A 22,406-nucleotide genomic window follows, 5' to 3' on the forward strand; every position below is an offset into this window, starting at 1 on the left:
AGCCTGCTGAGGATACCGAGTTCGCTCGTGAGCACACCGACAGCAAGGCACTCGCTGAGGAGCGAGAGCGCAAAGAAGCTCTTGGAATACACATGGGATAGTCCTGTGAGGTGTGCTTTGTTTCAACAGTCGGTTTTCGTCAGGTCTGATAAATAGACTTCCTCCGAGTGCTGTGGTATGATTGTTGGTCAGGAGGTGACCGCGGCGATGAAGTTGCAGGATCTGTATTATGGAAACGTCATACCGTGTCAGCACGATGTGAGAAGGGACTCCGACTATGCAAAGCGAAGTCTGGAGCTGCTGGAAATGTGCGACACACTGGAGAAAAGGCTGTCGGCTGACGATAAGAAGCTGCTGAACGAGATAACGGATATGCAGGGAATGCTGTCCGAGACATTGGTAGCTGAAAGCTACATACAAGGCTTCCGCGACTGCACTGAATTGATAACTGATGTGATGTTCGGCAGGAGCGAGAACCTGAAATAAAATCATAACAATCAAAATGGAAAGGGTACGGTGAACGCCGTACCCACTACTTTTAGCAAAGGAATGATGAAAAATGAATAATTATAATCACACAGGAAACAGAAATAAGACAAATAGAAGGAGTATGATTGAATGGATGAAAAAGAGAATGAAAAGCTTTATTATTCAGAAAACAAAATCACAGTCGACGGAAAGACTTTTGACGTGACGTTCACGTTCCCTCTTCCCGAAGATGTGAGTGAAACGGCTTATGATAAGATGAAACTGCTGATAAACAAAGGAAAAGAAAGCTGAAAATGGTCTGGACTTTCGAGCCGAGTAGTGGTATACTGTGGGTGTATCCTATTCGGTTTGATTCCAGAAGCATAGCTTCGGAACAGGAGAATATATGAAAACAGGATCAAACACGAATAAAATAACAGCGCTGTACTGCCGCCTTAGTCAGGAGGATTTGCGTGCAGGAGAGTCGCTGTCAATAGAAAATCAAAGGCTTATGCTTAAAGAGTACGCCGACAAAAATGGATTCTGCAACTGTCAGTATTACGTTGATGACGGATACAGCGGAGTCAGCAATAACCGTCCCGACTATCAAAGAATGCTGAAAGACATTGAGAATGAGCTTGTTGGAACGGTAATCGTAAAGGATCAGAGCCGCCTTTCGAGAAACTACCTTGAAGCAGGCAGGCTTATGGATCTGGTGTTTCCTGCACATGACGTAAGGTTTATTGCTATCACCGACGCAGTAGACAGTGCACAGGGAAGCAATGATTGGTCGGGACTGAAGAACTATCTTAATGACTTCTACGCCAGAGATACGTCAAAGAAGGTTCGGGCTGTACAGCGTGCCAAAGGTGAACGAGGCGAGCGTGTGGGAGCAATAATTGCATACGGATACATGAAAGACCCGAACGATCCAAAGCATATCGTCCCCGATCCCGAGACAGCGCCTGTCATCAAGCGTATCTTTGAGATGTACGCAAGCGGCAAAGGTGTCAAAAAGATATGCGCCGAGCTTGAAGCAGACGAGGTGCTGTCACCGAGCGTGTACGCCTTCCGAAAAACAGGCAGTCGTGCAGGCAATCCTAAACTTGATAAGCCCTATGCATGGACCATAAGAACTGTCCGCAATATGCTTTCCAATCAGATATATTGCGGAGATACAGTCAACTTCAAGACATATACAAAGTCCTACAAGCTGAAAAAACGTATCAAGAACTCGCCTGAGAATATGCGGATATTCCTTAATACGCACGAAGCAATTATTGACAGAGCTACCTTTGACTTAGTTCAGAGACACTTCTCAGGCAGAAAACGTGCCGATAAGTGCGGCGATATGGACAAGTATGCAGGATATCTTTACTGCGCGGAATGCGGGTCGAGGCTGTATCTTCACCGCGGAAAGACTCCGAAGAACAACTCTTTCAGATGTGGTCACTACGAAAGCCGAAAGAGCGATTGCACTGCACATTATATCAAGGAAACAGTTATTGATGAAGTTGTACTTCAATCGCTGAGGAAAGTCACCACATTCGCAAGGGAACGCTCCGAGGAATTCTACAATATGGCGATGAGCAATGGTGAACTCGAAGCAAAAGAGCATTTAAAAAAGTCGGAAGATCTGCGAAGCGAGTACGAATCAAGGATAGCACAGCTTGAAAATGCAATTAGCACGCTCTACATGGATAGAGTAACAGGCAGAGTTACTCCAGAACGCTATGACAGCCTTGCAGGCGGATATGAGAAGGAGCAGTCTGAACTTAAGGAAAAGGTTCATAAACTTGATTCAAAGGCAAATGTCATAAGTGCTCGTGAGAAATGCGTTCGTGACTTTATTGCCAATGCAAAGAAGATCGTAAAGGTCACAGAAGTGACTCCTGCAATTCTCAGAGCCTTTATCAACCGCATTGAAGTTTATGAAAAGGAAGTCAAGCATTCGAGAAAATGCACCAATCATATCAATATCCGCTTCTCGTTTACTACGACAAAGGCTTTTGAGGCGGATGGTATAATGATCGGTAAAGAAAAGATACCGACCGCTGTATAAAGCAAATTTCCGAGGGTTGACGCCCTCGGAGAGACACGAAAACTTATTTGTTGATAAGGGAATGTTTAGAAGTGAATGCGTTCCCTTAATAAATTTAGATCATTGACAGTCGCAGCCCGAAAGAATAAACTTTCGGGCTTTTTATGGGTGTATCCTGTTCTTTATCCTGAGACTTGCCTCGATATGCATTATCCAGTGCCTTGAAAAGGGCATCTGTATCAGTCCGCGGATATCCTTTCCGCACCAGTAGTCGATAAGCCATACCGTATTTTCGTCCTCACTTACAACATTAAGCGATAAAAGCTCCTCTTTTCTCTCGTCGGATATCTTCCTTTTCAACTCCTCAAAGTGAAGCTGCTTCAGGATAGTTTCTGAGCTTTCCCTGACCTCAGCTATGTACGAAAGCAGCTCCTTTATGTCAAGAGCAGACGAAAACTCGGCTATCTGCTCCTTTACGAGCTCGTTTCCCGTGGTTATTATGGGCGAATTGATGCGTCTCTGATAACTGCCGCTGAAAAATACCTGTTCATCGCCGTTTATTAGAGTATGTGCCACTATATCCTCGATACGGAAGATATGCCACAGGGAATAAGCGATATTTTTGCTATGATAGCCGTCTGCATTGATAAAGGGCATAGCATCGAACTCCTGCCTGTCCAATTCATCATAAAAGGTCATTACAGTTTCCATAAGACTGCTTCGGAGAGCTGAAAGTGTCTCTAAACCGTTCTGATATGTCTCTTTTTTCTTTATCTGAGCCTGCATGGTCTTGTTGAGCTCCGACCACTCCTTATTCACGGCAAATCACCTCACAGCGTTTCATCAAGTTTAAGATTTCCCCATACGTGGACAAAGTGTACTATCAGGAATACTGCTCCAACAGCGGTCAGCGGTATATTGTTCCGCCATAATCCTATGAAAACGTAGTACAGCGGCGGCAGCAGAACAATGAAAAACATCATCACGAAGAATGTCTGATGTCCTGCGAAATAAAGTCCCCAGCCTGCAAAATTCAGCAGAAGTACAGCCGCAGCCAGCCAGAAAAACAGCTTCGCACTGCCCGAACCCACAGCAAAGAACTCCGCGTCCTTATGCACCACAAATGCCATAAGCGCTATACACAGCGAGCCAAGCACCTTTTCAAGCACATCGAGCACCGCAGAGGACTCTTTCATATGCATTATCGGATCGCTGCCGAGCCTGAACAGCGGAATCACCATATAGGGTATCTCCTGAACGGCAAACAGTATCAGTCCCAACAGCCAGAACCCTATATACTGCTCGCCGAAAAGTTTAAAGAATCTGAACATAATTACTCCCGAAAATAAAATTTATCATTTTAATTATACCTTCTCCGCAGATGTTTGTCAACAAAAAAGCCATAGCGCTGATGAAAGCGTTATGGCTTTTGCAATTCATATCAGTTGGACTTTTTATCCTTGTCCTTGTCTCTCTCATCGTTGAAGCTGTCAACTGTGTTGAGGAAGAGCTTAGGATCAAGGCATACACCCAGGTGACGAACCTCGAAATGGCAGTGCGAACCAAAGGAATTACCTGTATTTCCGACCTTTCCGATAAGCTGTCCCCTTGAAACGTACTGTCCCTCCGTAACAAGGACTACGCTCATATGACCGTATACCGTCTGATACTCGTCAGTATGACCTATCTGCACGAAGTAACCGTAGCCGCCCGTGTTCCAGCCTGCGGAAACGACCTCTCCGTCTGCTGCGGCGTATATCTCAGTACCCGTAGATGCTGCGATATCCATTCCCTTGTGATTTCTCTCGCCGCCGAATCCGTCGCTTACCCAGCCGCCGTCAACAGGCCAGCCGAATTCACCTGAACCCGTAAGTATCGTACTTGCGCTGTCAGGACGGGCAGCATAGATACCTATGCCTATTTTCTCCACAACAGGTTCCTTCGTGATCTTAGTACTGAGAGTCTTTCGTGAGTACTCCTTTCCGTCAACGTAAGTTACCTCGATATGGCTTACCTTTTCGCCTCTTTTACCTTTGACCAGTACATCTCTTGTGCCGACGTTGAGCGAGCTTGTCTCGACCTCGACTGTTTCGTAATCAAGGAAGGAAACAGGATCCATTTCGCGGACATACTGTATGGGCAGATAGCTTTCCGTTTCGATAACGTTGATTATCGTACCCTTCCGACAGTTCTGCGAGATATCAGGATTTAGCTCCTCAAGCTTTGAAAGCTCCATATTGTACTTCTGGGCGATAGTAACAGCGGTATCACCGCGCTGTGCGATATATACCGCATTCTTCTCCTTTGAGGAGGTGAGCAGTGCTATCGCATCCTTTTCGGTCATTACACTGTTTGCAAGGTATACACCGTGGGAATACTCGATCTTGTTCTTGTATTCCAGATCCTTTATAACGCCGTCAACGCGGTAATTCATTATCCTCTCGTTGAGAGCTTCCTGAACCGCATTTTTATCCGCAACCGCTCCTACGAACTTGCCGTCGATATATATACCGTAAGCTTCTTTCAGAGCCTGATCGGAAGCTTCGAGCATCTCGTTTGCAAGCTGAGCTGCGGAAACGATAGTGTCGTTCTCGTTGATTATCTTCAGCGAATACTTTGCCGATATGTCGATAACGTCCTCGTTCTCGGCGTAGGATATTCTCTGCTGCACCTCACGCTCGGCAGCTTCAAAATCCGACTCAGCGGTTATCATGCCTATCTCTCTGCCGTTATACTCCACGGCCAGACCGTATTCAAGACCCGATCCGTAGCGGACTATACCTATAAGAAAGGCTATCGACACAACGGGGAATATATAATTGAAGGCGGTATAAAAAACGCCGTCCTCGCCGAAAAGGTATGAGCCCCAGAAATTCAGCAGCGCCTTGTTATACTCGCTCTTGTTCTCTTTTTTAGCCTTTCTGACCTGCTTCTGGAGCTTCTTGTTAAGGTCGAAGCGGCTCCTCATCGGCGAAGCCATCTCCTTCAGCAGCCATATCACGGCTTTTACCAGAGAAGCTCCGATGTCTATCAGCTCAGAGAATATAAGTTTAAGACTTATTATGATACCAAGGAGCAGAGCTGCACCGAATTTAACGGCAAAATGTCCGAATCTTGCGAATACTCCCCAGTTGTTTGCCACGATATCCGCGGCATCTGACAGCAATTCAGACTTTCTTCTTTTCTCGTCTTCATTGTCATCGTAATGTCCGAGTTCCAAAAGCAGCATCTCCTTTCACGAAAATAAGTCTGCGTCATTCAGACCGAACAAATTATATTATACCAAATTTTTGTGATAATACAACGAAAAAATCCCCTAAGTTTACACTTTAAGGGGATATTTCGTCACATTGTACAATATTATCGTTTAATTTTTATCAAAATGCCACGAATAATCAAGCATTTCAACTGTGTATCCGTCAAGCTTTTCAAGAAGCGGTACAACGTCCTTTTTAGCTGATGCAAGATCGTGTTCGCGGTAATTTCCGCACTCTACCTCTGAAACGCCCGGGATATCGCCCTCAAAGTCTCTTACGAAAGTATATGCTTCACGAACCAGCTTTATTGCATTTTCATGTGAAAGACCTCTTGTGAGCAGATAAAATCCTGTACGGCAGCCCATTGGTCCTACGTACACGATGTTCTTGCCGAACTCTGAGTTTCTTGCATATGTTGCGAAAAGATGCTCAATAGTGTGCATTGACGGAGTTTCAAGGTATACGCCGCCGTTCGGCTTTACCATACGCACGTCATAGGTCACGATATCGCCGTCGATACGTGATATGTACAGACCCACACTGAATTTAGTGTGATCTACCTGAAAGCTTGCTATTTTTTCCATAATTATTCCTCCTGTAAAAAAAGATCGGTCATATCCTTGGGAAGCTCCGAGGATACGGAGATAAGCTCGCCTGATATGGGGTCGCTGAACGTCAGCTTTCCGCAGTGCAGAGCCTGTCTTGATATATCATCACGAAGGCCGCCGTACAGGTCGTCGCCTGCAAGGGGAGCTCCGATATGAGCAAAATGAACTCTTATCTGGTGAGTACGTCCCGTTTCGAGGTCTATCTCGGCAAGGGAGTACTTACCGTTGGTTTTAAGCCGTTTGTAATGAGTTACCGCCCTCTGTCCGTCATCTCGGACGCATCGCAGGATAATGGACTCGCGCTCGCGGGCAATGGGAGCGTCGATAGTGCCGCTTTCGGGTATTTCGCCGTGTACTGCCGCATAGTAGACCTTTTTGCAGCAGCCTTGCAGCATATTTGCCGCGTGAGCGTCCTTGGCAATTATACAAAGTCCCGATGTATCGCGGTCGAGCCTGTTCACCGAACGGAATGTCAGCTCGGGATACAGATAAGCGAAGTAATTCCCGAGAGTATCGCCCTGATGCCGTATAGACGGGTGTACAGGCATACCGCTGGGTTTATTGAACACCACAAGGCTCTCGTTCTCAAAGGCAATGGGCACATTCAGGCTGCCGTTGGGTTCGAGGAAGCTGTCGTCCTCCATGTTCAGCACGATGACATCGCCGCGCTCCACCATATCTATGCTGCGAACGAGAGCTCCGTCCCTTGTTATGCCGTCCTTCTGACGTTTAAGCTTCGTCAGCAGCCGTCTTGAAACTCCTTTTTTTCCGAGGAGAAACTTTTCCAGCGTCACGGGAGTTTCCGTGTCTACTGTCAGTTCTATCCGTTTCAAGATACTCGTCCTCCTTGATAAAAATATCTATACTGAGTGAAAATGCCGTCATAAGTCTTGTGAATGCGATCGGGATCCCCACAATGGTGAGCATCTGAGGCATATATACCGCCAAAAGCCGCAGCAATACGCTTTTTCTGCCGCTCATGAACCTTACCGAATACAGCACCGTCCTGAACGCCGTCATCTTCGGGCAGCGCACCAGCAAAAAAGGTACCGCCGCAAAACTCAGCTTGAGCGACAGCCACAACAGTATGGAGACAGCTCCGAGAAAGACCGCGTTTACAGCCATGAATGTCTCCTGCGGTCCCAGTCTCCCGTGCATGATGTTGAATGCCGATACTCCGAAAAATACCGCGGGTGCAAGTGCGAGCAGCCCTATGACTTTCGTCCAGAGTGCCGCAGAAATACTGCGCTTGAAGGTGCATTTCCTCAGCAGCACCCTCGATATGGGCTCGTGACGCTTTTTGGGAGTTTCTGCCGTCATTCCGTAAAGTCTGTACGCTGCACAGTACATCAGCGGTGCAGCCGTCACCCACCTCAGAAGCGAGCATACTGCCGCCACGGAAAGCTGAACGGGACTTCTTCCGCTGAAAAGAACGATAGGGTCGTATTCTCCGAAATACAGCAATATACAGTATACTGCCGCCTCTGCACATCTGAAGAACATCTCCGTGCCGAGAGGCAGCAGACATATCATCATTGTACGTGCAAACCTGCATTTCAGCAGCTGCCTTGAAAAGCGGATAAGCTCCCTGACCTTCATATCTGCACCTCCGAAAAAGGAATTACAGATATTATTGCCGAAATTCTGCGCATTATTCAATGAAAAGCCATGAGCTACCCGTAACGCCTCCCCCTACAGATGGTATCAATACTCCTGATCGGTTATCTTGTCATAGGGACAATAGCCCAGTATCTCAAACGCCTGAGAATTCAGCCACATCTGTGCTGTTACGATTATCTCAAAGCCCATGCCGAAATCACACTGTAAGGTCTTGGGGTCGTACTTAGGCAGTCCGAAACAGCTCATCATATTGGATATTATGCCGCCGTGAGTTATCATGGCACAGTGAGTAAGTCCTGTCTCCATCATGTCCATAATGACCTCATGGAGTGCCTTATAACATCGTGCAGTCATCTCCTCAAGGCTCTCGCCCTTTGGCGGACGGTTGTCCTTGCCGCCGCGCAGCCACTTGTTGTAGTCCTCGCGCTTTGCAAGCTCGTCGATGCTCTTGTTCTCGAATTCTCCGAAGTCGAGCTCCCTCAGATCATCAACGGTACACAGCTCTGTGTGCGGAAAAAGGATATCCGCAGTCTCTGTACATCTCTTCAGCGGCGAAGAATAGACCCTGTGTACGGTAGGGTAGTCGAATTCGTCCATTTTTGCGGCAAGATCAGCTGCACCCTTGCCCGAAAGCGGCATATCCGTCCTGCCTATATATATTCCCTTTTCATTTGCCTCCGTCATACCGTGACGAAGTACGCTGATCCTATAACCTTTCATATACTTCTCCTTTATATATCAAGCTTAAAGCAACTTTGACATTAAATCATCATACATATCGGACAATTTTGCACAAAATTACTGCCCATTTTTTTAACTCTTAGTAATTTTCACGAAAAATACTACATATTCGCAGGAATTCTTTCATATTTCTGCATATTTACAAATTATACATTTTGTATTATAATAATAGTAACAGATTTTGATGAATATTACTTAGGAGGAATTTCAATGAATTCAGATTTCGCAAGAATAATAACCTTACAGCGCAAGGAAAGGCACATAAGCCAGAAGCAGGCTGCTACGGATTTAGGCATCTCTCAGGCACTGCTCTCTCATTATGAAAAAGGTATACGTGAATGTGGTCTTAATTTCCTTGTAAAGATCGCGGATTATTATAATGTTTCCTGCGACTATCTCCTTGGAAGAACTCCTGAGCCAGAGGGAAAAACTATCACTATCGAGGATATCCCCGACGACGACGGAAACAACAGCATGAAAATGCCTTCACCTGAGATCATCAACTTCAACCGTAGGATAGTAAACAACTCTATCAGCCTTCTGTTCAGCCTCGCTCAGAAAGCTAACAGTATCACCCTCATAAAAGAAGTTTCGTCCTACCTTATGCTCTCAGTATATAAGCTCTTCCGTATCGTCTACAACGCTAACCCTCACAACGACCAGAAGCTTTTCCGTATCCCTAAAGTTATCGCAAATGACAGCGCAAATGCTATCGTATCCATGAGCGAAGCCAACATCAAAGCCGCGTCCAGCGGTATCGCACTCGACGGCAACGACTGCGTTGACAATTTCGATACCCTCTATGTTACTACAGCAACTCTCCAGAAGGATTACGCTCAATATTCATCTTCGCTCCTCAACCTCATCAAGCGCAGTGAGGAGAGTATCTCACGCACCCGTGCAAAGTACAGGAGCGATATAAAATAACTGCTATATATTATATCATCTTTTCCGCACGATGAAAAGAGTTTTTCTAAAAATTACCTATAGTTAACTTCTATTATGGGTAATAGGCAGGTGTCCGTAAGAAGGCTGCGTTTTTTTGAGAAAAATCCCTTGACATTGCCGAAAAGCTATGATATAATGCTAATACGATAAAACCGTTGAAGAAGTGTAAGTAGTCCTGTATTGGCATTTCAGAGAGCCTGCGTTCGGTGCGAGCAGGTATGCAGATACAGTATGAATGGACTTCCGAGGGCAATCCGAAGGCGCACAGGCGCTGTGTAGGTGCGACGCAGAGGGCTCTGCGTTAACAAAGGCAGACGTTTTTACATGACGTAACGAGTGGACGCTATGCGTCAAGCAGGGTGGCACCGCAGAAGAAATCGCAGCTTCTGTCCCCGCATTTTTATCAATGCCGGGACAGGAGCTTTTTATATTCCGTCACGGCATAGTGAGTCTATAATATTCTGAAAAGGAGAATGATCTATGTCAATGGCAGACGAAAGAATCCCTTACAAAATTTATCTCGAGGAAAATGAGCTTCCTAAGCAGTGGTACAATGTACGCGCTGATATGAAGAAGAAGCCCGCTCCTCTCCTTAACCCGGGTACAGGCAAGCCTTGTACAGCTGAGGAACTCAGCCACGTTTTCTGCGACGAGCTCGTAAAGCAGGAAATGGACGAGACTACACCTTATATCGACATTCCGCAGGAAATTCAGGACTTCTACAAGATGTTCCGCCCATCTCCTCTCGTAAGAGCTTACTTCCTCGAAAAGAAGCTGGGCACACCTGCTAAGATATACTACAAGTTCGAGGGCAACAACACCAGCGGAAGCCATAAGCTCAATTCCGCTATCGCTCAGGCTTACTACGCTAAGAAGCAGGGTCTCAAGGGCGTTACTACAGAGACAGGTGCAGGTCAGTGGGGTACAGCTCTTTCAATGGCTTGTGCTTACTTCGGTCTTGACTGTAACGTATACATGGTCAAGGTAAGCTACGAACAGAAGCCTTTCCGCCGCGAAGTTATGCGTACCTACGGCGCAAACGTAACTCCTTCGCCTTCAAATACAACTAAGATAGGCAAGAAGATCCTCGAAGAATTCCCCGGCACAAACGGAAGCCTCGGCTGTGCTATCTCCGAAGCTGTTGAAGCTGCTACCACCAAGGAAGGCTACCGCTATGTTCTCGGAAGCGTTCTTGCACAGGTACTCCTCCACCAGTCTATCATCGGTCTCGAAACAAAGGCTGCTATGGACAAGTACAACATCAAGCCTGATATCATCATCGGCTGTGCAGGCGGCGGTTCAAACCTCGGCGGACTTATCTCACCATTCATGGGCGAAAAGCTCCGCGGCGAAGCTGATTACCGCTTCATCGCTGTTGAGCCTGCTTCATGCCCGAGCCTTACAAGAGGTTCTTACGCTTACGACTTCTGCGACACAGGTAAGGTTTGCCCGCTCCAGAAGATGTACACACTGGGCAGCGGCTTCATGCCTTCACCTAACCACGCAGGCGGTCTCCGCTACCACGGTATGAGCTCCATACTCTCCGAGCTTTACGATCAGGGTCTCATGGAAGCTACTTCCGTTGAGCAGACTGCTGTATTCGAGGTTGCTGAGATGTTCGCAAGAGTTGAAGGTATCCTTCCTGCTCCTGAGAGCAGCCACGCTATCCGTGCAGCTATCGACGAAGCTCTCAAGTGCAAGGAGACAGGCGAGGAGAAAACTATCCTCTTCGGTCTTACAGGTACAGGTTATTTTGATATGTACGCTTACGGCGCATTCAACGACGGCAAGATGAGCGACTATATCCCGACAGATGAGGAGATCGCTAAATCTCTCGCAAATCTCCCAAAAATAGACGGCTGATAATATAAAAGAGACTGCTTCAGCAGTCCCTTTGCAGTCTGTAAGGAAGGATCTTATCCACTCGTGCCTTACATAAAATGAAAGCTCCGCGTTGTGCGGAGCTTTTCTGCGTTATTTGCCTAATTTCCAAATCAGTTCACTTAGTTCCTGACTTTCCTCGTAGGACATTTCGTACCACTTTCTGTCTGAACCGTGAATGAATTTTCCCGAATCATATAACGTAATCGTATCGCCATTTTCGTAATCAAGCCTTATGACCCACAGCATTCCGTTAAGCTGCCCCGGGTCTTCTACGGAAAGCTCCGACGAAAGGCTGAGACCTGAAAGATAATCGAATACCGCCTGTGCCTTATCGCCCGTGAAAGAGTAGTCATACCCCTCCGGAAGAGACGATACCTTAGCGCCCGTTACCTTAGCCTTGCCGATGCCGAGAAGTGCCGCCGCAGACTGCTTTACGCAGAATTTCTCGCCGTCTTTAACTTTGGTTCCAACAAAATTATCAGAATCGGCTTCAATAAATATCAGCTCATTTCCCACGATACGGAAACAGTTGACGCGCTTTCCAGCCATTCCGTCATTTTCCTGAGTCAGAATAACCTTGTTTCCTGATATTTCCCATGTTCCTCCGCCGAGATAACTGCTCAGATATCCCGGAGAATAAAAAAACGTACCGTCCTCTTTAAATTCTATATAACAGTCTCCGCCAAAGCCTTCCTTTTCGTACACAAATTTCTTTCCTGCTACAGCCGTGCTGTCAGTACTAACAGGCTTTTCAAACGAAGCCACGAATTTCATGCCTTTCACCTGAGTAATATATATCTTTCCAAGCTCAACGGAAGCGTCTCCGCTTGTACCGATAACCTGTATCACGCTTTCAAAGCCGTCCGGATAGCTAAACTCGTCGGGAGTCCAGAATATAGAGCCGTTTTTGCCTGCGTCGTATTCCTTGCCTACAGTTTTTACAGTGCCGCTGCCTGTTTTTATGTCCCATTCGGTAAAGTGTCCGTCGGCTGCTTTCAGCGTGATCGGATAGTCGGGAGAATCTACCTCCAGCAGTATACCGATCCCCGACCAATCGCTCATAGCAGGGTTATAGTTAGTCTTAATTGATATGATCTTGCTTGCTTCCGACGCATTTTCGGCTTCTTCAGCTGTCAAATAAAACTTCTCGCCGTTTTTTACTGTGATACCAAACAAGTTATCCGAGCCTTCTTCGATAAATACCAGGGCATTTCCCACGATACTGAAATAGTTGACGCGCTTTCCAGCCATTCCATCATTTTCCTGTGTAAGAATAACTTTCTTTCCCGATATTTTCCATGTTCCTCCGCCCATGTAGCTGCTCAGATAGCCGGGGGAATATAAAAATGTGCCGTCATCATTAAACTCAATATTGCAGCCTCCGCCAAAGCCTTCATTTTCATAAACGAATTTCTTACCTGCTACAGCCGAACGGTCAGCGCTGATAATATCGCTGACATCATAGCCGAGAAGCATCATCTGGATAGTCTGCGCATCGGCTACAGTCACGCCGTTTCCGTCCATATCGGCGTTTATCCTGCCCTGCTCGGTAAACTGATACTTATTAGGATTTGCAAGGCACTGCATGATGAATACAACGTCTGCCATATCCATTTTGCGGTCAAAGTTTGCATCGCCCTTTACGATTATATATTTCGCTGTGATATTATCTATAAATGCGCCGACATCTTCTGTTCTAACATCACAAGTATCAAAGCTGTAATAGCTCAATAATATGAAATCAGGCTTTGCCCCTTCAGGACCGCCGACTTCAAGTTCAAAGCCGTCCCCGAGGTCAAACTCCCAGTTACGGATACAGGTGGTCGCATCATGACACTTAAAGTCCTCAAAGTCCGCCCAGTCGAGGTCACTGCCCTTCTTGGCAAGCTACCTTACATCGTCAAGGGTCATTTCCTTTGAACAAATATACTCGCTTACGTTGTTCTTACGGATATCTATGCCCTTTTCGCCGTCGCGTGAGAGCTCGACAAGGCTCGGCTTTTCGCCTGTCACACCGCAAACTCGCAGAACAAAACCTTTCGGCAGCTCGAACTCCCATACATTCTGTCCCGAACCAACATCTCTGCCCTTAAAGTCGGCAAAATTTGACCAGTCAAGCAAATCACCGTACAAAGCAAGGTGTCTCACATCGTAAAGAGTCATTTCCTTTGTGCCTTGCAGGGCTGTAGGGTCATTCTCGTTCTTTATTTCAGCAATAAAAGCTTCCACGTCATCTGTGCGGATATCTATAGTTTTTTCATTGTGGGAAAGAAGTGCATAGGTGATCTCCTCGGAATCTTTTATTGCTATCGGCGTAGTTCCTCCCACATGGAGCATATAACCGTTTCCGAGATTGTATTCAAGGATATAAAGTCCCGAACCGACCTCAACGCCCTTGTACTTCGCTAAGTCGTTCCATGTAAGATCATTGCCCTTTTTTGAAAGCTCGATGACATCTCTGAGCGTCATCATTTCGCCTTCCTCAAACACGGCAGTATCCTTGACGGTCTCTGTATCCGCGTAAACATTTGCCGTTGCTGCACTGCACAGACACATCGCAGTGAGCATAGCCGCTATCATCTTCTTTTTCATAAAATCACTCCTTATAATTCAAATACTTCATTCACTTGTAACAAAACCACTTCTTTACTTTATAATACTATATAAAAAGGAAAAAATCAATATCTAATTTTTACAGTCAGATATAAACATGATATATATATAATTTATATGAGACAAAAAGCTCCGCGCTATGCGGAGCTTTCCTGCTGCAACTTTTATTCTGCATTGCCGCAGATCACTTTTCAAACATCGCCCATTACATACGTATCCATTCCCATGTCTTCCGCTTTGCCTGACGACGCAAGACCGTAGCTCGCTGCATTATCAAGGGACAATTCCTCGAACTGCGCTGCCGTTACGTAAAATACCAGCTCTTTTCCGCCGTTTGCGTATTCGTACCTGATGTTCTGCGCTTCGAGCTGAGGGATAGTTGCCTGCATCATTTCTGCATTATAAGCGTCGATAGCTTCACGAGATACCGTATAGCAATAATTCGTTGTTCGGGCTTCTTCAAGGAATTCCGCCTGATCTGCTTCCGCCTTATCTCTCAGGAACTCGCCGTCCACGATATACTTTGCAAGGAAGTCCTCGCCGTAGAATGCGACCCTTGTGTCGTACCAGTTCTTGTCCCATTTTTCGCCGTCGGGAGTGCCCGTTGTATACAGTGCTTCGCCGTATTTCAGCTTATCGCCGTCTTTGAATATCTGACCGTATTTCTCATAATACGAATCATGCTCGTCCCACTCTTTAAGATACTGCGCTACGGTCTTGCCGTTATATACGTAATTATAATCAGTGCCATACTTCGGCGAAACAGCTACCTCAGCCCCTGTGTCGGCAGCATTCCTGAGTGCGCCTGACAGTCCGAACGTTACCTTCTTTCCGCCTGCTGTTGTTAAGCCTGCGTCCTCTGAAACTGGCGGTTCATCTGCCTGCTTGTTGTCCTTCTTATCCAGACCGAGAAGCTTTGCCTGTATAGCCTGCGCGTCCGCAACAGTAACGCCGTCGCCGTCCATATCGGCATTCACTCTGCCTATATCCGTGAGCTTATATTTATCGGGGTTCGCAAGAGACTGCATAATGAACACAACGTCCGCCATATCCACACCGCCGTCGCAGTTAGCATCGCCCTTGAGCAGTGACTTTTCATCTGCTGCGGGAGTCTTCTTCACATCTGCCACATTGCTTACAGGATATGAGATATTGCAGAAGTACACATCGCATGACTCCTGTGCCATCTCCGTTACAGCAATAGGAACTGCGTACCTACAGCCATTTTCGGAGAGGTATTTCAGCATTTCGTATTGCTTGATCTCAGCTGCTTCGCTGTCCTTGTAAAGATAAATGTCATATTCTCCTGTAACTCCTCTTTGCAAATTATACTTGTCTGCCTTGAATCCAAAAGCAGCAGCTGCTTCAAGAAGCTCCTTATTGCTCTCGTCGTCTATGCCCATTCCCGACGGTGAGCCAACAACTGTGCCGTATGAAGCAGATGTGCCGTTTACCGTATCCTCGTAAACCGCCAGATGTCCCGTGATCGAGCGTACATCGCGGTTCTTCTGAAGAATATCCATGATAACGTCAAACTGATATTCCTTTGAATAGCAATCCCTTATGCGGTACAGATTTCCGTCTCTTTGTATCGTCGGCATCGTGCTTTTGACAGCTGCTTCGATATCACTTGCAGGTAACTCAGCTCCCTCTTTCATCTCAACGACGACCTCGGGATATATAACATGGATAAGATGAACCTTGAGGTCGGGACTCATAAGCAGTCTCGTATTTGAATAAGTTGACAGGTAATATCCGTTGTCATAGCTGCAAGTTGCCACATAATCGCCGCATATCTGAGTTAATACATCGTCCAGAGCCGCTGTTTCGTACTTGCTGTCGAGGTTCTCGGAAGGATCTCTGAGAGCAGTGTACAACTCTATCATTTTCATTTTGCAGCTCGGTATAGCTGCTTCGCTGACGCTCACCTCAGCCGCAAATGTACTGAGCGGAGCTGCCGCACAGGTCGACAGCAAAGCTGCTGCCATTAAGATATTTATCGCTTTTTTCATAATATGACCTCCTTTTTTCAGTAACCGCCGTGTTTGCTGTCTTTCTAATACTTAGACTGATTTTTCAGGGATTTGTCTCACTCTTTTTAAAAAAAATGTCTTTAAGTGCAGATTTTCCAGCCTAACAAATAGATAAATTTTTTTATTCCAACCACAAAAGTTTGTGAACATTTAGCCTTGAATTATCATATAAAAATGTGTATCATATTACATATAACATCTTAGCTACATAAAAGAAAGAGGAAAAATTATGAAAAAACGAATATTAATGTGTATGATCGCTTCTGCCATGGTATGCGGAAGTCTTGTTTCATGCGGAAAAACCGAGGATTCCGACGTTGCTCCGAAGGTGTCCTCCACAACAACTGCACCTGCGGGAGAAACTCAGCCCGAAGCAACAACATCAACAACTACTGCTGCCGGCGAGAACACCGAGGCTGAACCAGCCACAACAGCTACTCCGACTGACGCAGAGCCTACAACAGCCGAAAATACTGCTGCACCTGCTAATGTCTCCTCAGATTCATTAGGTCATCTGACTGATGCAGTCTCTATACTCAATAACCTCAACACTATCGACATGATAGGCGGAGGTTCAGGCATCCAAGTTGATTCGTCAACTACTCAGACAGTGGGCAGCATGGTATATGCCAAGGTCACAGACTATCGTTTCAGCTGTCTCGACGATGTAAAGAATTACATCAACGATAATATCTGCGGCACTCTTATCCAAAGATACATCGGTATCTATGATGGCGAAGGCGCTGATTTCAAGGAATTCAACGGCGAGCTTTATTACATTCAGACAGCTCTCGGCAGCGGATTCTCATTTGACAGCGATCCTGTCATCACTGATGTTACAGATACATCATTTACTATCACCGTAACATTTGCAGACTACGGTGCAGACTCCACAATGGTCATCAAGGCTGTAAACGACGGCGGCAAGTGGAAAGCAAGCTCATTCAAGATCAACAATCAGATTGAAAACACTCACTAAGACGTGTTGATAGAAAAAATTATCCCGAAAGCAGCATATTGCTGTTTTCGGGATTTTCTCTTATTCAGGGCTTTCTCGCCAGTTCCAGATCCAGTGTATCGTATATGGTGATGCTGCCGCCGTGACGTTCGATAGCTGCCTTTATCTTCGAGAAGAACTTCTCGCGGATGCTCTTTTCGATAGCGATGTGGTCGGAATATGTTCCCAGAAGACCGATGTACTCCTCAGCCGAAAAGATGCGCTCCCGACTGAAAAGGTGATACCTTATATCTGTAAAGCCGTACCTGCCTGCAACAGCTGCGATATCTGATGCCTGTTCTTCCGAAAAAACTGACGGCGCATCATGCTTCTTATCGTAATATTTATAGTAGTATTCGCTGTAGATATCGTCTATCTCCCGCGCAAGTCCCTCGTCATCCCTGCACGGGAAGGGACGATTTGCAAAACGTGCAAATGCTCCTCCCGATCTCAGCATGGAAAACACCTTGCTGTAGCCTTTTTCCTCGGGTATCCAGTGGAACGCGGTCGCGGAAAAAACAAGGTCATATGCATTTTCCTCAAAAGCTATGTCCTCAAATTTTCCCGTAACAACGTTCAGATTGCTGTATCCCTTGTATTTCTCCCTGAGCAATGCTGACAGATTCTCACCGTACTCCACGGCGGTAAGCTTACAGCCCTTGTCCAGCAGCGGTCTTGCAGCCTTGCCCGTTCCGCTGCCCACCTCAACGACACGGCTGTTTTCCGTGACATCAATATAGTCGAATATCTTCCGATACAATTCATTCGGGTAGCAGGGACGCATCTTGTCATATGCCGACGGTACCTTGTCAAAAATCCCGCTAAGCTCGTTTACGGATACCATAAGAGAACACCCCCATATCATAAATACAAAAGAGCAGCTAAAAAACTGCTCTTTGTTATCATAACGCTGCAAGCGCTTCCGTAAACTGTCGGTACATATAAAGCGAACCCAGTGCTATCAGCGGTATACCACGCTTCTCAGCATACTCACAAGCTGCTTTTACGCCCTCTGCAAGATCGGTGAACGGGACTGTTTCCAGACCGCGCCCATTCAGCGCCCATGCAAGCTTTTCACTGTCCAGCGAACGCGGATTATCAGGCTTTACCGCAAAAGCCTTCTCCGCAAGCTCTCCAAGCATATCCGCATACAGACCATACTCCTTGTCAGCCATTACGCCAATGAGGAGTGCCACCTTGTTTCCGTCGAAATATCGGCGTATACTGTCGGCTGCACAGCGTATCCCGTCGGGATTGTGCGCACCGTCATATATAATGAGCGGTTCACGGCTTATCACCTCGAAGCGTCCGTGCCACTTTACATTTTCAAGTCCCTCGCGGACGGCTTTTTCAGGGATATCCACGCCCTCTCGTCTGAGTATCTCGATACAGCTAAGCACATTCACTGCATTTTCTGCCTGATATGTGCCGAGAAGCGGTATATGCAGCTTTTCGCCCTTATATTTGAACTCAAAGCCGTTGATGCCGAAGCCTTCCTCATTCCACGAGAACTGCGAATAATCGGGCAGGAAAAGCTCGGAGCCTGTCTTTTGCGCAGTATCCGCAGCTATCTCGTAGGCTTCCTCACTGTTTCCGCCGAAGAAAACAGGTCTGCCCTGCTTGATTATGCCGCACTTGTGGGAAGCTATCTCCGCGATAGTGTCTCCGAGGAAAGAACTGTGGTCTTTCTGGACGTTGGTGATAACAGACATCACAGGTGCTTTTATAACGTTGGTGGAGTCAAGGTCGCCGCCCATTCCGCACTCAACGACTGCTATATCGCAGTTTTTACGCACAAAAAGCTCGAATGCAGCCGCCGTGAGAACTTCAAATTCAGTAGGCTTTTCGTCCATGCTCTCACATATGGGAGCTATATCGCCGATAAGGTCGGCGAAGTCCTGCTCGGAGATCTCCTCGCCGCCTATACGGAAGCTGTCCGTAACTTTCGTGATAGCAGGTGAGGAAAAGCCCCCGACTTTATAGCCTGCACTTTTCAGCACCGAGGTGAGCATTGCTCCGAAAGAGCCCTTTCCGTTCGTACCTGCGATATGTACTGTTTTCACTTTGTCCTGCGGGTCGCCCATAAGACGGAGAAGCTCGGTCACACGGGAAAGTCCGAGAAGGCTGCCGCGCTCGGCAGCCTTCTTCATATAGTCAAGTGCTTCCTGATAGTTCATCATTTCTTTATCTTTTCAAGCTCTGCTGAAAACGCTCTGTTTTTCAGCATGAGGTAGATGATAGCTGTTTCGATAGCTGCTGTGATGAGATAGATCGGTACGCGGAGTATCAGTGTCTCAAAAGGTGTGCGATAATAAGCGTAAAGACCGATAGATGTTATAGTCATAGAGCCTACAGTGTGTCCGATAACTGTTGATATAGCTATCTTCGGAAGGAGCACCTTCTTCATGCCCTTCAGTGCGAAATGATAAGCAAGACCTGAGAAAAGTCCGATACAGGTCGAGCCTATGGTGATTATAGGATTGATAGCATAGCCCTTCAGTATACAGCCGATAACGTCTGCGACAAGTCCCACAGCTCCGCCGATGACGGGCCCGAAGAAGATGCCTGCCATCTGTATCGGAAGTCCGCCGAAGCCGATACGGATACTGTTGCCGATGTTGATAGCCGCAAATTTTCCGAGCACGATGCTCATTGCCACAAGAAGTGCCGCTACGATGAGCACCTTCGTGCTGCCGAAAAATCTGATATTCTGCTTTACTGCTGTTCCTCTGTTGTTTGTCATAAAAAAACCTCCTTTTCCTCACTCATACGACAAGAAAAGAAGGCATAGTCTCTTTTTAGTTGTCCTATGAAGCGGGATGCAAAATGCGAACCGTAAGCCGCAGCTTTTCGTTTGACCGACAACTCCCCGTTCGGTCAACACTGGAATACCCGAAGGTATAACGAACGCATTTTTACTCTTCAAAATATTGGCAGTACCTTACTGCACTATCATTATACAGCGTGAAAGCGGCTTTGTCAATAGCATAATGCACGATTTTCCGCCCTTTTTCACTCTTTGTCAATTTGCTCTAAATGCACATATAAGTGTGGTAAAATTAGGTTAAAAAGCTGAAAATGTATAAACCCCTTGACAAAACGTCACAATAGTGATAAATTATACTTAGCACTCGAAGAGTTAGAGTGCTAACGAGAGCATATCCCGAGATTGAAAGGTTGTGAGCATCGTGGACGACAGAAAGCTTAAAATACTTGCTGCTGTGGTTGACGAATATGTCAGGACGGGCGAACCCGTCGGCTCAAAGTCGATCTCTAAGCTCGAAAATATAAATGTTTCCTCCGCTACTATCAGAAACGATATGGCGGCGCTCGAACAGCTGGGATACCTTGAACAGCCCCATACTTCAGCAGGACGTATCCCCACTTTCAAGGGGTACAGACTGTATATCGACGAGCTTATGACTCCTCATGATCTTCCCGAGGAGGAAAAGCAAAGGCTCGATGAGATGCTCGGCGATAAGGATACTCCCGAAGAGCTTCTTGTGCAGAATGCGGCAACAGCCCTCACGGAAATAACTCACTGTGCTGCGGTAGTTTCCAACGCTGTACCAAGATTCTCGATAATATCTAAGGTGGAAGTTATCCCCACAGGCAAACGTCTTTACGTTATCCTGCTGATAACCTCCAACGGAAGCATTAAAAACAAGGCTTGCAGACTCGAATTTGATCTCAGCCACGAACAGCTTGATTTCTTTACACATTATATAGAAGAAAACCTCAGCGGCGTTTCCGTTGAGGAACTTTCAGAGGAAATGTTCGATAAAATGGTTGCAGCAGTAAGCGCCTACATGGTGTCGCTGTCACCTCTCGTGAAAGGCATATGCGAGCTTTCCGAGGATCTCCGTCAGGAAGAACTCACAGTAAGCGGCAGCGAAAAGCTCCTCTCCTGTGAAGAACTCGACAAAATGGAGGTCGTAAGATTCATCGAACACAAAGACGGTCTCTCCCAGCTCCTTGAAAACGCTTTCAGCGGAATCCAGGTTAAATTCGGAGCAGAGAACGACAGCTTCGCAATAGGCAATTCAAGCCTCATCGTCTCAAAGTACCGCAAGGGCGGCAAGGAGGCAGGCTCCCTCGGAATTATCGGTCCGATGAGAGTCGATTACAAAAAGATAATCCCTTACGTCGAATACCTGACACAGAAGATATCTTCTCTTATGGACGGTGCAGACGACGACATCATAAGCGCTCCGACAGATAAGTTCGAGCCATAGAAAGGAGAAATGACCGATGGAAAAAAATGAGAATATCTCCGAGAACACAGAGGAACTCGAAAAGGAAACATCGGAAGCTGCCGAAGAGTGTGCAGATGCTCTTGATGAGGACGACGCAGCAAGCGAGTACAATGATACCGCTTCACAGTTCTCGGATTTAGAGGACGCTCTCGCGGAGGCAAACGATAAATACGTCAGACTCTATGCAGAGTACGACAACTACCGCAAAAGGACAGCTAAGGAAAAAACAGAGACATATCAGAACGCCTCTGCTCAGTGCGTGGAGAAGCTCCTCCCCGTTCTTGACAGCTTTGAACGCTCCCTCGAAGCAGAATGCTCCGACGAGAACTTCAAAAACGGCATGGGTATGATCTACAATCAGTTCAAGAACTTCCTGACACAGATGAATGTGAAAGAGATAGAAGCTCTCGGCGCTGAGTTTGATCCTAATATACACAATGCTATACAGCAGCTCGACGGCACTGATTACGCAAGCAATCACGTATGTTCAGTGTTCCAGAAGGGCTATATGATCGGCGATAAGCTGGTAAGACCTGCTATGGTGGCAGTCGCAGTTTAGCCTTTCAGAGAACGCCGTGAGCGGCGTTCCGCAATAACATCAAACAAAACAATCAAATCCGTCCGCAGCGCGGACACCATCGGCTGTAGACTAAAGGCTCACGGCTGATGGCTTATAGATTAGGAGGAATATATTATGGGAAAAATCATTGGTATCGATCTTGGTACAACTAACTCTTGCGTAGCAGTTATGGAAGGCGGCAACGCTGTCGTTATCCCTAACAACGAAGGTGCAAGAACTACTCCTTCAGTCGTTGCTTTCACAAACAACGGCGAGCGTCTCGTAGGTCAGGTGGCTAAGAGACAGGCTATCACAAACCACGACAGAACAGTTTCTTCTATCAAGAGACATATGGGTTCTGATTATAAAGTTGCTATCGAC

Annotated in this window: 22 protein-coding genes and 1 riboswitch; of the genes, 9 read left to right on the forward strand and 13 right to left on the reverse strand. The window is 46.6% G+C overall.

Annotation, left to right across the window (positions count from 1 at the left end):
* Positions 1 to 207: 207 nt before the first annotated feature.
* From K6G33_RS10415 to K6G33_RS10425, 3 genes are all read left to right on the forward strand, one after another.
* Positions 208 to 486: a DUF6809 family protein gene (locus K6G33_RS10415; RefSeq protein ID WP_296779155.1), complete on the forward strand. Its 279-nt coding sequence runs from the start codon at positions 208 to 210 to the stop codon at positions 484 to 486.
* 132 nt (positions 487 to 618) lie between these two features.
* On the forward strand, positions 619 to 780 hold the full coding sequence (locus K6G33_RS10420) for a hypothetical protein (RefSeq protein WP_296779157.1): 162 nt from the start codon (positions 619 to 621) through the stop codon (positions 778 to 780).
* A 94-nt stretch (positions 781 to 874) separates the two neighbouring features.
* Positions 875 to 2,530: a recombinase family protein gene (locus K6G33_RS10425; protein ID WP_296779159.1), complete on the forward strand. Its 1,656-nt coding sequence runs from the start codon at positions 875 to 877 to the stop codon at positions 2,528 to 2,530.
* 141 nt (positions 2,531 to 2,671) lie between these two features.
* On the opposite strand, the gene K6G33_RS10430 is transcribed toward K6G33_RS10425, so the two are convergent.
* From K6G33_RS10430 to K6G33_RS10460, 7 genes are all read right to left on the reverse strand, one after another.
* Positions 2,672 to 3,328 (reverse strand): phage head-tail adapter protein, encoded by a 657-nt coding sequence (locus K6G33_RS10430; RefSeq protein WP_296779162.1) that lies wholly within the window; start codon positions 3,326 to 3,328, stop codon positions 2,672 to 2,674.
* A gap of 11 nt (positions 3,329 to 3,339) precedes the next feature.
* Positions 3,340 to 3,840, reverse strand: coding sequence for a hypothetical protein (locus K6G33_RS10435; protein WP_296779163.1), 501 nt, complete (start codon positions 3,838 to 3,840; stop codon positions 3,340 to 3,342).
* 110 nt (positions 3,841 to 3,950) lie between these two features.
* A complete protein-coding gene (locus K6G33_RS10440) occupies positions 3,951 to 5,729 on the reverse strand; it encodes a M23 family metallopeptidase (RefSeq protein WP_296779166.1) in 1,779 nt (592 codons plus the stop codon).
* Between the two features lie 147 nt (positions 5,730 to 5,876).
* Positions 5,877 to 6,350, reverse strand: a complete 474-nt coding sequence (locus K6G33_RS10445) for an S-ribosylhomocysteine lyase (RefSeq protein WP_296779168.1) — start codon at positions 6,348 to 6,350, stop codon at positions 5,877 to 5,879.
* A 2-nt stretch (positions 6,351 to 6,352) separates the two neighbouring features.
* The gene (locus tag K6G33_RS10450) at positions 6,353 to 7,207 is read right to left on the reverse strand and encodes an RluA family pseudouridine synthase (protein WP_296779171.1); all 855 of its coding nucleotides are present in this window, start codon (positions 7,205 to 7,207) and stop codon (positions 6,353 to 6,355) included.
* A complete protein-coding gene (locus K6G33_RS10455; protein WP_296779173.1) occupies positions 7,104 to 7,973 on the reverse strand; it encodes a hypothetical protein in 870 nt (289 codons plus the stop codon). Before K6G33_RS10455 ends, K6G33_RS10450 begins: the two co-directional genes overlap by 104 nt.
* 105 nt (positions 7,974 to 8,078) lie before the next feature.
* Complete coding sequence (locus K6G33_RS10460) at positions 8,079 to 8,714, reverse strand: histidine phosphatase family protein (protein ID WP_173450041.1); 636 nt, start codon at positions 8,712 to 8,714, stop codon at positions 8,079 to 8,081.
* 231 nt (positions 8,715 to 8,945) lie between these two features.
* On the opposite strand from K6G33_RS10460, the gene K6G33_RS10465 reads away from it, so the two are divergent.
* On the forward strand, positions 8,946 to 9,662 hold the full coding sequence (locus tag K6G33_RS10465; protein WP_037300100.1) for a helix-turn-helix domain-containing protein: 717 nt from the start codon (positions 8,946 to 8,948) through the stop codon (positions 9,660 to 9,662).
* A 507-nt stretch (positions 9,663 to 10,169) separates the two neighbouring features.
* On the forward strand, positions 10,170 to 11,546 hold the full coding sequence (locus K6G33_RS10470) for a TrpB-like pyridoxal phosphate-dependent enzyme (RefSeq protein ID WP_296779179.1): 1,377 nt from the start codon (positions 10,170 to 10,172) through the stop codon (positions 11,544 to 11,546).
* Between the two features lie 111 nt (positions 11,547 to 11,657).
* On the opposite strand, the gene K6G33_RS10475 is transcribed toward K6G33_RS10470, so the two are convergent.
* The 3 genes from K6G33_RS10475 to K6G33_RS15280 all read right to left on the reverse strand — a co-directional run bounded on the left by K6G33_RS10475 (position 11,658) and on the right by K6G33_RS15280 (position 16,192).
* Positions 11,658 to 13,298: a dockerin type I repeat-containing protein gene (locus K6G33_RS10475; RefSeq protein WP_296779180.1), complete on the reverse strand. Its 1,641-nt coding sequence runs from the start codon at positions 13,296 to 13,298 to the stop codon at positions 11,658 to 11,660.
* Positions 13,299 to 13,454: 156 nt separating this feature from the next.
* A complete protein-coding gene (locus K6G33_RS10480) occupies positions 13,455 to 14,159 on the reverse strand; it encodes a hypothetical protein (RefSeq protein WP_296779182.1) in 705 nt (234 codons plus the stop codon).
* Between the two features lie 212 nt (positions 14,160 to 14,371).
* Positions 14,372 to 16,192 carry a dockerin type I repeat-containing protein gene (locus tag K6G33_RS15280; protein ID WP_367270500.1) on the reverse strand — a complete coding sequence of 607 codons (1,821 nt, stop codon included), beginning with the start codon at positions 16,190 to 16,192 and terminating at the stop codon, positions 14,372 to 14,374.
* Positions 16,193 to 16,442: 250 nt separating this feature from the next.
* Here K6G33_RS15280 and K6G33_RS10490 point away from each other — a divergent pair, with 250 nt between their 5' ends.
* Positions 16,443 to 17,192, forward strand: a complete 750-nt coding sequence (locus tag K6G33_RS10490; RefSeq protein WP_296779186.1) for a hypothetical protein — start codon at positions 16,443 to 16,445, stop codon at positions 17,190 to 17,192.
* A gap of 64 nt (positions 17,193 to 17,256) precedes the next feature.
* Here K6G33_RS10490 and K6G33_RS10495 read toward each other — a convergent pair whose 3' ends face one another.
* Genes K6G33_RS10495 through K6G33_RS10505 form a run of 3 tightly spaced genes read right to left on the reverse strand, consistent with a single transcriptional unit; the run spans position 17,257 to position 19,953 of the window.
* A complete protein-coding gene (locus K6G33_RS10495; protein WP_296779189.1) occupies positions 17,257 to 18,054 on the reverse strand; it encodes a class I SAM-dependent methyltransferase in 798 nt (265 codons plus the stop codon).
* A 58-nt stretch (positions 18,055 to 18,112) separates the two neighbouring features.
* Positions 18,113 to 19,390, reverse strand: a complete 1,278-nt coding sequence (locus K6G33_RS10500) for a folylpolyglutamate synthase/dihydrofolate synthase family protein (RefSeq protein WP_296779191.1) — start codon at positions 19,388 to 19,390, stop codon at positions 18,113 to 18,115.
* A complete protein-coding gene (locus tag K6G33_RS10505) occupies positions 19,387 to 19,953 on the reverse strand; it encodes a folate family ECF transporter S component (RefSeq protein ID WP_296779193.1) in 567 nt (188 codons plus the stop codon). The genes K6G33_RS10500 and K6G33_RS10505 overlap by 4 nt, the downstream gene beginning before the upstream one ends.
* 67 nt (positions 19,954 to 20,020) lie before the next feature.
* Positions 20,021 to 20,135, reverse strand: a riboswitch (THF riboswitch).
* 263 nt (positions 20,136 to 20,398) lie between these two features.
* Between K6G33_RS10505 and hrcA the strand changes: the two genes are divergently transcribed.
* From hrcA to K6G33_RS10520, 3 genes are all read left to right on the forward strand, one after another.
* Positions 20,399 to 21,445 (forward strand): heat-inducible transcriptional repressor HrcA, encoded by a 1,047-nt coding sequence (gene hrcA, locus K6G33_RS10510; protein ID WP_173449002.1) that lies wholly within the window; start codon positions 20,399 to 20,401, stop codon positions 21,443 to 21,445.
* A 16-nt stretch (positions 21,446 to 21,461) separates the two neighbouring features.
* Entirely contained in the window at positions 21,462 to 22,025 is a 564-nt protein-coding gene (grpE, locus tag K6G33_RS10515; RefSeq protein WP_296779196.1) for a nucleotide exchange factor GrpE, read from the forward strand.
* Positions 22,026 to 22,160: 135 nt separating this feature from the next.
* A partial coding sequence (locus K6G33_RS10520) for an Hsp70 family protein (protein WP_296779198.1) occupies positions 22,161 to 22,406 on the forward strand: 246 nt, incomplete at its 3' end.

It is taken from the genome of Ruminococcus sp., from assembly GCF_024691275.1.
Taxonomy (GTDB): domain Bacteria; phylum Bacillota; class Clostridia; order Oscillospirales; family Ruminococcaceae; genus Ruminococcus.

Bases quoted from the DNA above. Each gene is read 5' to 3' on its own strand.
- K6G33_RS10490 (WP_296779186.1), top strand. From the start codon at position 16,443: ATGAAAAAACGAATATTAATGTGTATGATCGCTTCTGCCATGGTATGC.
- K6G33_RS10460 (WP_173450041.1), bottom strand. From the start codon at position 8,714: ATGAAAGGTTATAGGATCAGCGTACTTCGTCACGGTATGACGGAGGCA.
- K6G33_RS10415 (WP_296779155.1), top strand. From the start codon at position 208: ATGAAGTTGCAGGATCTGTATTATGGAAACGTCATACCGTGTCAGCAC.
- K6G33_RS10505 (WP_296779193.1), bottom strand. From the start codon at position 19,953: ATGACAAACAACAGAGGAACAGCAGTAAAGCAGAATATCAGATTTTTC.
- K6G33_RS10465 (WP_037300100.1), top strand. From the start codon at position 8,946: ATGAATTCAGATTTCGCAAGAATAATAACCTTACAGCGCAAGGAAAGG.
- K6G33_RS10435 (WP_296779163.1), bottom strand. From the start codon at position 3,840: ATGTTCAGATTCTTTAAACTTTTCGGCGAGCAGTATATAGGGTTCTGG.
- K6G33_RS10455 (WP_296779173.1), bottom strand. From the start codon at position 7,973: ATGAAGGTCAGGGAGCTTATCCGCTTTTCAAGGCAGCTGCTGAAATGC.
- K6G33_RS10445 (WP_296779168.1), bottom strand. From the start codon at position 6,350: ATGGAAAAAATAGCAAGCTTTCAGGTAGATCACACTAAATTCAGTGTG.
- K6G33_RS10470 (WP_296779179.1), top strand. From the start codon at position 10,170: ATGGCAGACGAAAGAATCCCTTACAAAATTTATCTCGAGGAAAATGAG.
- K6G33_RS15280 (WP_367270500.1), bottom strand. From the start codon at position 16,192: ATGAAAAAAGCGATAAATATCTTAATGGCAGCAGCTTTGCTGTCGACC.
- grpE (WP_296779196.1), top strand. From the start codon at position 21,462: ATGGAAAAAAATGAGAATATCTCCGAGAACACAGAGGAACTCGAAAAG.
- K6G33_RS10420 (WP_296779157.1), top strand. From the start codon at position 619: ATGGATGAAAAAGAGAATGAAAAGCTTTATTATTCAGAAAACAAAATC.
- K6G33_RS10480 (WP_296779182.1), bottom strand. From the start codon at position 14,159: ATGAAAAAGAAGATGATAGCGGCTATGCTCACTGCGATGTGTCTGTGC.
- K6G33_RS10500 (WP_296779191.1), bottom strand. From the start codon at position 19,390: ATGATGAACTATCAGGAAGCACTTGACTATATGAAGAAGGCTGCCGAG.
- K6G33_RS10425 (WP_296779159.1), top strand. From the start codon at position 875: ATGAAAACAGGATCAAACACGAATAAAATAACAGCGCTGTACTGCCGC.
- K6G33_RS10495 (WP_296779189.1), bottom strand. From the start codon at position 18,054: ATGGTATCCGTAAACGAGCTTAGCGGGATTTTTGACAAGGTACCGTCG.